This window comes from Pseudomonas sp. SORGH_AS_0211, from assembly GCF_031453455.1.
Lineage (GTDB): Bacteria > Pseudomonadota > Gammaproteobacteria > Pseudomonadales > Pseudomonadaceae > Chryseomonas > Chryseomonas aestiva.
The window spans coordinates 1315200-1328756 of sequence record NZ_JAVIZV010000001.1; the positions used below are offsets into that span (position 1 = coordinate 1315200).

At 66.2% G+C, this 13557-nt stretch carries 11 protein-coding genes; 10 read left to right on the forward strand and 1 reads right to left on the reverse strand.

Annotated features, from left to right (window positions below; translation table 11 throughout):
- Nucleotides 1-3: 3 nt before the first annotated feature.
- The 7 genes from QE393_RS06115 to QE393_RS06145 all read left to right on the forward strand — a co-directional run bounded on the left by QE393_RS06115 (nt 4) and on the right by QE393_RS06145 (nt 5737).
- The gene (locus tag QE393_RS06115; protein WP_310042578.1) at nt 4-507 is read left to right on the forward strand and encodes a chemotaxis protein CheW; all 504 of its coding nucleotides are present in this window, start codon (nt 4-6) and stop codon (nt 505-507) included.
- A gap of 82 nt (nt 508-589) precedes the next feature.
- Nucleotides 590-2245 (forward strand): methyl-accepting chemotaxis protein, encoded by a 1656-nt coding sequence (locus QE393_RS06120; protein ID WP_273809530.1) that lies wholly within the window; start codon nt 590-592, stop codon nt 2243-2245.
- The gene (locus QE393_RS06125) at nt 2245-2715 is read left to right on the forward strand and encodes a chemotaxis protein CheW (protein WP_310042580.1); all 471 of its coding nucleotides are present in this window, start codon (nt 2245-2247) and stop codon (nt 2713-2715) included. The genes QE393_RS06120 and QE393_RS06125 overlap by 1 nt, the downstream gene beginning before the upstream one ends.
- 10 nt (nt 2716-2725) lie before the next feature.
- Nucleotides 2726-3529 carry a protein-glutamate O-methyltransferase CheR gene (locus tag QE393_RS06130; protein ID WP_158889950.1) on the forward strand — a complete coding sequence of 268 codons (804 nt, stop codon included), beginning with the start codon at nt 2726-2728 and terminating at the stop codon, nt 3527-3529.
- Between the two features lie 2 nt (nt 3530-3531).
- Nucleotides 3532-4041 carry a chemotaxis protein CheD gene (locus QE393_RS06135; RefSeq protein ID WP_310042581.1) on the forward strand — a complete coding sequence of 170 codons (510 nt, stop codon included), beginning with the start codon at nt 3532-3534 and terminating at the stop codon, nt 4039-4041.
- Nucleotides 4038-5108, forward strand: coding sequence for a chemotaxis response regulator protein-glutamate methylesterase (locus QE393_RS06140; protein ID WP_310042582.1), 1071 nt, complete (start codon nt 4038-4040; stop codon nt 5106-5108). The genes QE393_RS06135 and QE393_RS06140 overlap by 4 nt, the downstream gene beginning before the upstream one ends.
- 53 nt (nt 5109-5161) lie before the next feature.
- A complete protein-coding gene (locus QE393_RS06145) occupies nt 5162-5737 on the forward strand; it encodes a DUF1349 domain-containing protein (RefSeq protein WP_310042585.1) in 576 nt (191 codons plus the stop codon).
- Between the two features lie 153 nt (nt 5738-5890).
- Here QE393_RS06145 and QE393_RS06150 read toward each other — a convergent pair whose 3' ends face one another.
- Nucleotides 5891-6361, reverse strand: a complete 471-nt coding sequence (locus QE393_RS06150; RefSeq protein WP_273809539.1) for a MaoC family dehydratase — start codon at nt 6359-6361, stop codon at nt 5891-5893.
- A 259-nt stretch (nt 6362-6620) separates the two neighbouring features.
- Here QE393_RS06150 and QE393_RS06155 point away from each other — a divergent pair, with 259 nt between their 5' ends.
- The 3 genes from QE393_RS06155 (at nt 6621) to hrpA (ending at nt 13544) form a co-directional block, all read left to right on the forward strand.
- A complete protein-coding gene (locus tag QE393_RS06155; protein WP_310042587.1) occupies nt 6621-8300 on the forward strand; it encodes a long-chain fatty acid--CoA ligase in 1680 nt (559 codons plus the stop codon).
- 152 nt (nt 8301-8452) lie between these two features.
- A complete protein-coding gene (locus QE393_RS06160; RefSeq protein ID WP_310042589.1) occupies nt 8453-9232 on the forward strand; it encodes an SGNH/GDSL hydrolase family protein in 780 nt (259 codons plus the stop codon).
- Nucleotides 9233-9518: 286 nt separating this feature from the next.
- On the forward strand, nt 9519-13544 hold the full coding sequence (gene hrpA / locus QE393_RS06165) for an ATP-dependent RNA helicase HrpA (RefSeq protein WP_310042591.1): 4026 nt from the start codon (nt 9519-9521) through the stop codon (nt 13542-13544).
- Nucleotides 13545-13557: the final 13 nt, after the last annotated feature.

Below are 13557 nucleotides of genomic sequence, written 5' to 3' on the forward strand. Positions count from 1 at the left end.
TTCATGACTGCCCTGACCCTTGGCGACATCGCCCACGAACACCTCGGCCATCAGCACCTGACCTTCGTGGTCGACGGCGAGACCTATGCGGTGGATACCCTCGCGGTGCGCGAGATCATCGAGTTCGGCCAGCTGACCCAGGTCCCGCTGATGCCGGCCTGCATTCGCGGCGTGATCAACCTGCGCGGCGCGGTGGTCCCGGTGGTGGATCTGGAAGCCCGCTTCGGCGGCCGACCGACCCGGGTCGGCCCGCGGACCTGCATCGTGATCCTGGAAGTCTGCGCCGACGAAGACACCCAGGTGCTGGGCGTGGTGGTGGATGCGGTGAGCGAGGTGCTGGAAATTGCCGCGGCGGACATCCGTCCGGCGCCGACCTTTGGCAGTCGCCTGGCGCCGCACTTCATCGCCGGCATGGTCAAGTCCGAAGACGGCTTCCTGACCCTGCTCGACGTGGCCCAGGTACTGGACGTACAGGAGCTGGCGAACCTGGCCCAGGCCGCCAGCTGAAAGACCCCGCATTGCCATGGGCGACGCTAACCGGCGCCTCTTAAACGAAGCAGTTCTAACCGGCGCCGGAGGCGCTTCCACCATGCTGAATACACTTCGCGTCTCGACCAAGCTGGCGATCGGCTTCGGGGCTGCCATCTTCATGCTCTTGCTGACGATCGGCGTGGCGATCCTGAACATGGATAAAATGAAGGAAGCTGCTGACACCATGTCCCAGCGCAACTTCCCTCTCACCGTGCTGGCCAATACCCTGTCGCGGAACACCCTGGACTCCGGCCGGCTGATGCGTAATCTGCTGCTGCAGGACACCGTCGAGGCGCGCGCCAAGACCCTGGAAGACATCAAGCGGGTTCGCGCGGAAAACGCGGAAATCCTGGCTGACCTGGGCCGTCGAGTGCAGAGCGATGAAGGCAAGCGCAAGCTGAATGCCATTGTCGAGAGCCGTCAGCGCCTGCAGGACAAGTACGGCGAGTTCTTCCGGCTTCTGGAAACGGATCGTACCCAGGCCCGGGACTTCCTGCTCAATGTCTTCGCGCCTAACAACAACGAACTCGTTGCCGCCGCCAGCGCCCTGAATGAGCATCAGGCCCAGCGCATGGTCTCCTCGGGTGAAGAAGCCACCGCCGCTTATCTGGACGCCCGCAACCTGATGATAGTGATCGGGGTCATCGCGGTATTCGTGTCCATCCTGCTCGGCTACCTGATCGCCCGCAGCCTGATCCGGCAGCTGGGTGGCGAGCCGGCCTATGCCGCCGAGGTGGTGCAGCGCGTCGCCCGCGGCGATCTGAGCGTCGAGGTGGCGACCCGCGAGGGCGACACCACCAGCATGCTGGCCTCCGTGCGCACCATGACCACCACCCTGGCGCAGATCATCAGCGACGTGCGCAGCTCGGCCGATGGCCTGGCCAGCGCCTCGGAAGAGGTCTCCGCCACCGCCCAGAGCATGAGCCAGGCCAGCACCGAGCAGGCGGCCTCGGTCGAGGAAACCAGCGCCAGCATCGAACAGATGTCGGCTTCCATCGCCCAGAACACCGAGAACGCCAAGGTCACCGACGGCATGGCCGGCAAGGCCGCGCGGGAGGCGGACGAGGGCGGCCAGGCCGTGCGCGAGACGCTGGTGGCCATGAAGACCATCGCCGAGAAGATCGGCATCGTCGACGACATCGCCTACCAGACCAACCTGCTGGCCCTCAATGCCGCCATCGAGGCCGCCCGCGCCGGCGAGCACGGCAAGGGCTTCGCCGTGGTGGCCGCCGAGGTGCGCAAGCTGGCCGAGCGCAGCCAGGTCGCCGCCCAGGAAATCGGCACCGTGGCCAAGAGCAGCGTGGCCCTGGCCGAGCGCGCCGGATCGCTGCTGGGCGAGATGGTGCCCTCCATCAACAAGACCTCCGACCTGGTGCAGGAAATCACCGCGGCCTCCGAAGAGCAGAGCGCCGGGGTCGAGCAGATCAATGGCGCCATGCTGCAACTGAGCCAGATCACCCAGCAGAACGCCTCGGCGTCCGAAGAGCTGGCCGCCACCGCGGAAGAGATGAGCGGCCAGGCCGAGCAGCTCCAGCAGATGATGGAATACTTCACCCTGAGCGGTTCGCCGGTGGCGCAGCAGGTCGCCCGTCCCGGTCCCAAGCGCTCGGGTCCGAGCCTGGCCGAGCGCACCTCGGCGCTGATCGACTCGCCCCGTCGCGCGCCCCGTGGCAGCGTGCCGGCCGGTTTCGCCCGTTTCGAGGAGCACGCCTGATGCTATTGCGCCAGTTTCTGACCTTTCAGCTCGCCGGTGATCTCTACGGCGTGAACACCGGCTGCGTGCGCGAGATCATCGAATACGGCGCGGTCACCACGGTGCCCATGCTGCCGCCGGCCATCCGGGGCGTCATCAACCTGCGCGGCGCCGCCGTGCCGGTCATGGACCTCGGCGTGCGCTTTCGCAACGAGGTGACCGAGACCTCCCGCCGCAGCTGCATCGTGGTGCTGGAGATCCAGGTCGACGGCGGGCCCCAGGTGTTCGGCATCGTGGTGGACGCGGTCTGCGAGGTGCTGGAGATCGGCGCCGACGGCATCGAGCCGGCGCCGCGCTTCGGCGCCTCGATCCGCACCGATTTCATGCTCGGCATGGCCAAGCAGGGGGCCGGTTTCGTCATCCTGCTCGACATGGATCGGGTTCTGGGCGCAGACGATCTCGCCCAGCTCGCCGCCATGACGGCTGCCTGAGTCGCGGAGCATGGAACTTCCCGCGCTGACCGACAGCGAATTCCGCCAGTTTCGCAGCTTCATCTTCCGGGTCGCCGGCATCAGCATGTCCGATGCCAAGCGCCCGCTGGTGAGCGGGCGCCTGGCCAAGCGCGTGCGCCAGCGTGGCACGCCCAGCTACGACGCCTATTTCCAGCTGATCCAGCGCGACCAGGCGGAATGCCAGATGGCGGTCGATCTGCTGACCACCAACGAGACCTACTTCTTTCGCGAGCCCAAGCACTTCGACTTCCTGCGCGAGCAGGTGCTGCCGAACTGGGACAGACGCCAGCCGCTGCGGCTGTGGAGCGGCGCCTGCTCCTCGGGTGAGGAGCCCTATACGCTGGCCATGACCCTGGCCGAAGGACTGGGCGAGCGGCCCTGGGAGATCGTCGCCTCCGACCTCAGCACCCGGGTGCTGGCCAAGGCGCGCAACGCCCAGTATCCGCTCGCCGAGGCCGAGAACATCCCGCCGGCGCTGTTGCGGCGCTATTGCTTCAAGGGCGTGGGCGACAACGACGGCACCTTTCTGGTGGATCCGCGCCTGACCGCGCGGATCGCCTTCCGCCAGATCAATCTGAACAATTCTCTGCCGGAGCTGGGCACCTTCGACATCATCTTCCTGCGCAACGTGATGATCTACTTCGACGTGCCCACCAAGCGCCAGGTGGTGGCCCGCCTGGTCCGCCACCTGCGACCCGGGGGCTACTTCTTCGTCAGTCATTCCGAGAGCCTCAACGGGGTGACCGACGCCCTGAAAATGGTCAGTCCTTCCATCTATCAACGTCCGCTCTAGCCATGGCAGCCGCGCCGGAGCTGTTTCTGCGTCCAGGCGAATGGTATTTCGGCCAGGGCGAGGTGCGGATCCGGACCATCCTGGGCTCCTGCGTGTCCTTCGTCTTCTGGCACCCGCGGCGCCGTCTCGGCGGCATGACCCATGCGCTGTTGCCTACGCGCCAGCGCGCCGCGCCCGGCGCGCCCGCCGACGGCCACTATGTCGACGAATCCCTGCAGTTGCTGCTGGGGGCGATCGCCCGCCATGGCGGCGATCTGCCCGGTTACCAGGTGCACCTCTACGGCGGCGGCAACATGTTTCCCCAGCTCCTGCGCGAGCGCGTCCGCAACATCGGCGACGTCAACGTCGAGGCGGCGCTGGCGCAGCTGAAACAGGCCGGTATCCACGCGGTGCGGACCCATGTCCGCGGCACCGGCCATCGCAAACTGTCCCTGGACCTCGTCGACGGCCGGGTGCTCATGCAACAGGTGGAGCTACCCTACGTTCCGCCGCTTACGAGACTTACTCCATGAACAAGATCAAGGTCCTTATCGTCGACGATTCCGCCGTGGTGCGGCAGGTGCTCGCCCAGAGTCTCGCGGAGGATCCGGCCATCGAGGTGCTGGGGGTCGCCGCGGACCCGGTGTTCGCCCAGGACAAGATGCGCAAGCAGTGGCCCGACGTCATCGTGCTGGACGTGGAGATGCCGCGCATGGACGGCATCACCTTTCTCAAGAAGATCATGGCCGAGCGCCCGACCCCGGTGGTGATCTGCTCGACCCTGACCGAGAAGGGCGCCGCTACCACCCTGCAGGCCATGGCCGCCGGGGCGGTCAGCATCGTCACCAAGCCCCAAGCCAATCTCAAGCAGTTCCTCAAGGATGCCTCGGACGACCTCACCAGCGCGGTCAAGGCCGCCGCCCGGGCCAATCTCAAGCGCCTGGCGCCCCGCGGCATGCCGGTGGTGCCGACGCCCAAGCTCAGCGCCGACGCTATCCTGCCGGCCGGCGGCAGTCCGGCCATGGCGCGCACCACCGAGCGCATCGTCGCCCTGGGTACCTCCACCGGCGGGACCCAGGCCCTGGAAGCGGTGCTGACCTCGCTGCCGCGGGTCTGTCCGGGCATCGTGGTGGTCCAGCACATGCCCGAGCGCTTCACCGCCGCCTTCGCCGAGCGTCTGGATCGCCTCTGCGAGCTGGAGGTGCGCGAAGCCCGGCATGGCGATCGGGTCCTGCCGGGGCGGGTGCTGATCGCCCCGGGCGGTCGCCACATGCTGCTCAAGCGCAGTGGCGCCCAGTATCAGGTGGACGTGGTCGACGGTCCGCCGGTGAGTCGTCATCGCCCCTCGGTGGATGTGCTGTTCCGCTCGGTGGCGCGGGCCGCCGGCAGCAATGCCCTCGGTATCATCATGACCGGCATGGGCGACGACGGCGCTCGCGGCCTCAAGGAGTTGCGTGACGTCGGCGGCCGTACCCTCGGCCAGGACGAGGACAGCTGCGTGGTCTACGGCATGCCCAAGGAAGCCATGAAGCTCGGCGCGGTGGAGCAGGAAATCGGCCTCGGCCAGATCGCCGCCGCCATTCTCAAAGGTGGGGTCTAGACGAACTTGCGGGGCGGGCGGGACTCCAAGCGCGAGCACGCGAGGAGAGCCCCATGTTCGACATCTGCCAATGGATCAATGAACCCGAGACCTGGCTGGCCGAGCCCGAGCGGCTCCGGGTCATTACCGATCGTCACAGTGACTTCTGGCGTCAGACCCACGACGGCGCCGAGCGCCACAGCGGCCACTTCTTCGGCGCCCGGGTCACCAGTGGCTTCACCGCCCAGCTGCGGGTGGCGGCGCGCTGCAAGAACCAGGGCGACCACGCCGGGCTGATGGTGCGGATCGCTGAGCGGCAGTGGCTGCGCGTCGGCATCGGCTACTTCGACGACACCCCTCAGCTGCTCAGCGTCCTGACCCTGGGACGCTCGGATCTGGCCGTGGGCGCCGCCCTGGGTGAGCGCGAGGAGGTGTGGCTGAGGGTCACCCTGACCCAGGGTACCCTGCGCGTCCAGGCCTCGTTCGACGGTCAGCGCTGGCCGCTGCTACGCCTGGCCAGCCTGCCAGCCGCCGCGGAATACCGGGTCGGCCCGGTCTGTGGCACCCCGGAGCGGGGCGGCATGGAAGTGGCGTTCAGCGAGTTCAGTCTGCAAGCCCCGCTGCAACGAGGCCTGGCCGATCTGAGTTGAGGTGGTGTTGCTAAGCTATGTTTTACGATCTAGCGAGCTAGAGCCAAACAAGGCAAAAACGCCTGAGGAAGCGGAGTTTACAAATGGTAAATGAGCATTCCGAAGGCGTTTTTAACGCAGTTAGGCCGACGCGCAGCAGATCGTTGCTGAACATCAGCCGACGGTGACGGGGGGCAGTTCCACCTGTTGCACCTGCACCGGCTTGCGCGGCGCGACCACCTTGGCGACGCCGTCGACGACCTTGTCACCGTGCTGGTTGAACACCCGGGTAGCCAGATTCACGCGAAACTTCGGCAGCTTTTCCAGCACCTCGATTTCCACCGTCAGGGTATCGCCCAGCTTGACCGGCTTTTCGAAGGTCATGGTCTGGTCGACATAGAGGGTGCCTGGTCCCGGCAGGTTGCAGGCCACCGCGGCGCTGATCAGGGCGCCACTGAGCATGCCGTGGGCGATGGGCTCGCGAAACAGCGTCTTGGCGGCGAAATCGGCGTCCAGGTGCAGCGGGTTGCAGTCGCCGGAGACGGCGGCGAACAGCAGCACATCGCGCTCCTCGATGGTGCGGGTCACGGTCACCTTCTGGCCGATTTCGAGGGCTTCATAAGGGATGTTTTCGGTCAGGCTCATGAAGCGCTCCGGCAGCTGTGACAGGGCGGCGGACGCCGCGAAGCCGGGCATTCTACCCAGCCTCGCCGCCGGAGGCTAATCGCCTCCCGGAAAAGCCGGCGGAGAGAGTGACCATAAATGACTATTTGGTCATTAGGTGACGTTCAGGGCGGATATTGATGCTGTTGCGGGCTAGGCAAAGCTGCTAGGCTCGCAGGGCCGGTTCAGCGCTGATCACGGCACGCCAACGAACAATAACCATAGAGCGGGAGCGGGCTGCATGATGCCGAATTTCTGGAGTGACAAATATCCCGAGGGCATCCAGACAGACATAGACCTGGACCGTTATCGCAACGTCCTGGCGGTGTTCCGCGAGGCCTGCCAGACCTACGCCGAGCGCCCGGCGTTCAGCAATCTGGGTCGCACGCTGAGCTACCGCGAACTCTATGAATTGTCCGGCCAGTTCGCCGCCTACCTGCAAAAGCACACCGACCTGCAGCCAGGCGATCGCATCGCCGTGCAGATGCCCAACGTGCTGCAGTACCCGGTGGTGGTCTTTGGCGCCATGCGCGCCGGCCTGGTGGTGGTCAACACCAACCCGTTGTACACCGCCCGCGAGATGCAGCACCAGTTCAAGGATTCCGGTGCCCGGGCCCTGGTCTGCCTGGCCAACATGGCGCACCTGGCCGAACAGGTGCTGCCGCAAACCGATATCCGGCACGTCATCATCACCGAGGTCGGCGACCTGCTGCCGACCTTCAAGCGTCTGCTGGTCAATACCGTGGTCCGCCATGTCAAGAAGATGGTGCCGGCCTATCGCATTCCCCATTCCATCCGCTTCGTCGATGCCATGACCAAGGGCGAGCACGTCGATTTTGTCGACGCCGACCCGGCGGCGGAAGACGTCGCCGTGCTGCAGTACACCGGCGGCACCACCGGCATCGCCAAGGGCGCCATGCTGACCCACCGCAATCTGGTGGCCAACATGCTGCAGTGCCAGGTGCTGATGACCAAGTACCTGGGCGGCGGCGCCCAGGTCATGATCGCGCCGCTGCCGCTCTACCACATCTATGCCTTCACCATTCACTGCATGGCCATGCTGATCCAGGGCAACCACAACGTCCTGATCACCAATCCGCGCGATCTGCCGGCGCTGGTCAAGGAACTCAGGCAGTGGCGCTTCAACGGCTTCGTTGGTCTCAACACCCTGTTCGCCGCCCTGTGCAACAGCGAGGACTTCCGCCAGCTGGATTTCTCCCAGCTCAAGGTGACCTTCTCCGGTGGCATGGCGCTGCAGCAATCCGTAGCCCTGCGCTGGGAAGAGGTCACCGGCTGCGGCATCTGCGAAGGCTACGGCATGACCGAGACCAGTCCGGTGGTGAGCTTCAATCCGCTGGAGCGTCGTCGGCTGGGTACCATCGGTATGCCGGTGCCGGGCACCGACTGCAAGGTGGTGGATGCCGATGGCGTGGCCCAGGGCTTCGACACCCCCGGCGAGTTGTGCGTCAAGGGCCCCCAGGTCATGAAGGGCTACTGGCTGCGCCCCGAGGCCACTGCCGAGGTGCTCGATGCCGAGCGCTGGCTGCGTACCGGCGATATCGCGGTGATCGAGCCGGACGGCTATCTGCGCATTGTCGATCGCAAGAAGGACATGATCCTGGTGTCCGGCTTCAACGTCTATCCCAACGAGCTGGAAGAGGTGCTCTCCCAGCTGCCCGGGGTGCTGCAGTGCGCCGCCATCGGCATCCCCGACGAGGTGGCGGGGGAGAAGATCAAGGTGTTCGTGGTGCCCAAGCCCGGTGCGTCCCTCACCACCGAGCAGGTGCTCAAGCACATGCACGACAACGTCACCGGCTACAAGCGACCCAAGCTGGTGGAATTCCGCGACAGCCTGCCGACCACCAACGTCGGCAAGATCCTGCGTCGCGAACTGCGTGACGCCGAACTCAAGAAGGCGTAACAGGACGCCACTACGTCCCCTGCGTCGCTACCTCTCGTCGACTGGTAGCGGTGCCGCCGGCTTCCAAGCATGGTTTTCGCAAGAGGTTCGGGTATAAACCGCAGGCGGCATTTTGCCGTCATCTCTCCGACCTCTTTCCTTGAGGACACACCATGCGAATTAGCGTACGCCAGGCCGTGCTGAGCCTTTTCCTGCTGGGCTCCAGCGTGCTCGGTCAGGTCCAGGCCGGTGAACCCATCCGCGTCCTGTTCGTGGGCAACAGCTACACCTTCGTCAACGATCTGCCGGCAATGGTCCGTCAAATGTCCGTCGAGGCCGGTCAGTCGCGCCCGCTGGACGTCAAGCATGTGACCTTCAGCGGCGCCAGCCTCGAGGAACACTGGAAGCGCCACGACGTGCAGGACGAGCTGGCCAAGGCCAACTACGACTACGTGGTGATCCAGGATCACAGCATGATGCCGGTGAAGAATCCGGACCTCACCCGTCAGTACGTACGCCTGATCGCCGACCTGGCGCGCAAGGACGGCGCCCAGCCGATCCTCTACCTGACCTGGGCCCGGCAGAACAACCCCACCATGCAGGCGCAGCTGGACAGCGTCTACACCCCCCTGGCCAAGGAGACCAGCGCACTGCTGGCCCCGGTGGGCCAGGCCTGGCAGAAGGCCCTGGCCGATCAGCCGCAGCCCGGGCTGTTCCTGCCCGACGGCAGCCACCCGTCCTTTACCGGCACCTACCTGACCGCCTCGGTCTTCTATGCGCTGATCTACGGCACCCGTCCGCCGCTGCCGGCCGCCGGCGAAAAGATCAAGTTCGATCACGCCGACCCCGCCGATCTGCAACAGGACGCCTGGAAGGCCCTGCAGTCCCTGGACATGGCCCTGCGCACGCCGCCGGCCAAGCTGAACGTAGCCAGCGTCCAGGCCAAGCGCTGAGAGACTGCTCAAAGACTGCTGCGCGTCGGCCAAACGGCGTTGAAAGTGGCTTCGGAATGCTCATCTACTGATTGTAGACTCCGCTTCCTCAGCCACTTTCGCCTTGTTTGTCTCTAGCTCGCTAGCCTTTGAACAGCCTCTGACCCCGTGTTGCCCCTGCGCGACCAGACGTCGCACAGGGGCGGGCAACCCGGCGGTTTTCCACCCGCCGTTCTTGTAAAGCCCCGCCGTACCCCCCAACTCTTTTACACTTACCGGTCCAAGCGACCGCCGTCGAAAGAGTTTCATGACCGATACCCCCTCCGTTGCCCGTCTCGCCGCCAACCTGGATCAGGCCTTCAACGCCGATCGCCATCGCCTGCGGCGCCAGCTCCAGGCCCTGCAGAAACAACCTGATCCCGTCCGCGAAGCCCAGTGGCTGGAGCGTTTCCAGGCGTCCTGCGCCAAAGTCGAGGCGCGGCGTGCCAGCGTGCCGCGCATCCGCTACGACGACGCCCTGCCGATCGCCGCCAAACGCGAGGAGATCAAGCGCGCCATCGCCGGCCATCAGGTGGTGGTGATCGCCGGCGAGACCGGTTCCGGCAAGACCACCCAGCTGCCCAAGATCTGTCTGGAACTGGGCAGGGGTGTGCAGGGGCTGATCGGCCACACCCAGCCGCGCCGCCTGGCGGCGCGCAGCGTGGGCGCCCGGGTGGCGGAGGAACTGGGTTCGCCGCTGGGCGAACTGGTCGGCTATCAGGTGCGGTTCGAGGATCAGAGCACCGATGCCACCCTGATCAAGCTGATGACCGATGGCATCCTGCTGGCCGAAACCCAGCACGACCGCTTTCTCGAGCGCTACGACACGATCATCGTCGACGAGGCCCACGAGCGCAGTCTCAACATCGACTTCCTGCTGGGCTTTCTCAAGACCCTGCTGCCGCGGCGTCCCGATCTCAAGCTGATCATCACCTCGGCCACCATCGACCTGGAGCGCTTCTCCCGGCACTTCGACGGTGCCCCCATCGTCGAGGTGTCCGGGCGGACCTATCCCGTGGAGACCTGGTACCGCCCGCTCAGCGCCGAGGTGGATGAAGACGGCGAACGGCTGGTGGACGACCTCTCGGTGGACCAGGGCATCCTCCAGGCGCTGGACGAGATCGAGGCGCACGAGCGCAGCGTCGGTCAGCGCCCGGGCGATGTGCTGGTGTTTCTCCCCGGCGAGCGCGAGATCCGCGACTGCGCCGAGGTCCTGCGCAAGGCCCAGCTGAAATTCACCGAGGTGCTGCCGCTCTATGCGCGACTGACACCGGCCGAGCAGCAGAAGATCTTCCAGCCGCTTCCCGGGCGCAAGATCGTGCTGGCCACCAACGTCGCCGAGACCTCGCTGACCGTGCCGGGCATCCGCTACGTGATCGATAGCGGTACGGCGCGCATCAGTCGCTACAGCTACCGTGCCAAGGTCCAGCGACTGCCCATCGAAGCCATCTCCCAGGCCAGCGCCAACCAGCGCAAGGGGCGTTGCGGCCGGGTCGAGCCAGGCATCTGCATTCGCCTCTTCAGTGAAGAGGACTTCCTCGGTCGACCGACCTTTACCGATCCGGAGATCCTGCGCACCAATCTGGCGGCGGTGATCCTGCAGATGCTGCATCTGCGCCTGGGGCGCATCGAGGATTTCCCCTTCATCGAGCCGCCGGATGGCAAGGCGATCAAGGACGGCTTCACCCTGTTGCAGGAACTCTCGGCGGTCGATGTCGAAGGCCGCCTGCTGCCCCTGGGGCGGCAACTGGCGCGCCTGCCCGTCGATCCGCGTCTGGGGCGCATGCTGCTGGAGGCGACCGAGCAGGGCAGTCTCGCCGAGGTGCTGATCGTCACCAGCGCCCTGTCCGTGCAGGACCCGCGCGAGCGCCCGGCCGATCGCCAGACCCAGGCCGATCAGGCCCATGCCCAGTGGAAGGACCCGGATTCGGACTTCGCCGCCCTGGTCAATCTCTGGCACGGCTTCGAAGAGCAGCGCCAGGCGCTGGGTTCCAACGCCCTGCGCAGCTGGTGCCGCAAGCACTTCCTCAACTACCTGCGGCTGCGCGAATGGCGCGATGCCCATCGCCAGCTGACCCTGCTGTGCCGCGAACTGGGGCTCCAGGTGCGCAAGGCCGAAAGTGCCGCGCCAGCCGCCGCGGAGGGCACCCACAAACCCGCGCCGACCACCGACAAGCACGTCAACGCCAAGGCCCAGCAACAGGCCGAGGCCAGCGAGGCGGCGGTGCGTGCCCGCGGTTACGCGGCGCTGCACAAGGCCATTCTCGCCGGCCTGCTCAGCCAGATCGGCCAGAAGAGCGAGGACGGCGATTACCTGGGTGCGCGCCAGCGGCGCTTCTGGATCCATCCCAGCAGCGTCATCGGCCGCAAGAAACCCACCTGGATCATGGCCGCGGAGCTGGTGGAGACCACCAAGCTGTTCGCCCGCATGGTGGCCAAGATCGAGCCGGACTGGATCGAGCCGGTGGCGGGCCATCTGGTCAAGAAGACCCACCTCGAACCCCACTGGGAGAAGAAGCGCGGCCAGGTGGTGGCCTATGAGCAGGTCACCCTCTATGGCCTGATCGTGGTCGGCCGTCGCCCGGTGCATTTCGGTCCCATCGATCCGCCTGCCGCCCGCGAGCTGTTCATCCGCGAAGGCCTGGTACGCGGCGAGATCAACAGCCGCGCCAAGTGCCTGGCCGCCAACCGGGCGCTGCTGGAGCGACTGGACGAACTGGAAGCCAAGGCCCGCCGCCGTGATATCCTCGCCGACGAGGAAACGCTATTCGACTACTATGCCGCGCGTCTGCCGGCGGACGTCTACCAGACCGCCACCTTCGACAGCTGGTACCGCCGCGAAAGCGCCAGGCAGCCCGATCTGCTGATCATGCGCGAGGAAGACGTTCTCGCCCGGGAAGCCAGCGAGGTCACGGCTGCCCAGTATCCGGACACCCTGCGCCTGGGCGAGTTGACCCTGCCGCTGTCCTACGAATTCGATCCGACCCATCCGCGTGACGGCGTCACCCTGCGGGTGCCGGCGCCGCTATTGCCACAGCTGCCGCCCCAGCGCCTCGATTGGCTGGTGCCGGGGTTGCTGTATGACCGCTGCGTGGCCCTGGTGCGCAACCTGCCCAAGGCGCTGCGCAAGAACTTCGTGCCGGTGCCGGATTTCGTTCGCGCGGCGCTGGACAAGATCCCCTTCGGCGAGGGCTCGTTGCACGAGGCCCTGGGGCGAGAATTGCAGCGCATGACCGGCGCCCGTATTCCCGACGACGCCTGGCCGGAGGCCGAAGCCGGCCTGGATCCGCACCTGCGCATGAATCTCGAGGTGGTCGATGCCCAGGGCAAGCCGCTGGGTGAAGGCCGCGATCTGGCCGAGGTGACGGCGCGCTTCGCCCAGGAAAGCCAGGCGGCCCTGGCGCTGCCGACGCAGAAGCGCCAGGAGCAGCGTCCGGTGGAGGCCAGGGCCTTCGCCGAGGTGGCGGCCAAGACCCAGCAGCAGGTGGCGGGGCTGTCGATGACGGTCTATCCGGCTCTGGTGGATGAGCAGGGCACGGTGCGCGAAGGCCGCTTCGCCACCCAGGCCGAAGCCCGTTACCAGCACCGCCGCGCCCTGCAGCGATTGCTGCTGCAGCAACTGGCGGAACAGGCCAAGTTCCTGCGCGGCAAGTTACCGGGGCTCACCGAGCTGGGCCTGCTGCACCGCGAACTGGGACGACCGGAAGCCCTGGTGGAAGACATCCTGCTGGCCAGCCTGGATGCGGCCATCCTCGCCGATGACGCTGAGCTGCCGCGCGATGGCGCCGGCCTGGCCTCGCTGGCCGAACGGCGCAAGGCGGGCTGGACCGAGCAGGCCGAACGGATCGCGCGCTTGACCCTGGAGATCCTCAAGCTCTGGCATGGCCTGCAGAAAAAGTTCAAGGGCCGCATCGACCTGGCCCAGGCGGTGGCCTTGAACGATATCAAGGCGCAACTGGCCAGCCTGGTCTATCCCGGTTTCGTCCGCGATACGCCGCTGGAATGGCTCAAGGAATACCCACGCTACCTCAAGGCCATCGAGCAGCGTTTCGACAAGCTCGGCGGCCAGGTACAGCGCGATCGCGTCTGGAGTGGCGAGCTGGCCGGACTCTGGGAGCAGTACCGCGCTCGCGCTGCCAAGCATGGCCAGGAGGGCAAGCGCGACGCCAACCTGGAGCTCTATCGCTGGATGCTGGAAGAGTATCGGGTATCGCTCTGGGCCCAGCAGCTGGGCACGCGCATGCCGGTATCGGACAAGCGACTGAACAAGCAGTGGAGTCTGGTGGAGGCCTAGCGGCCATCCATCG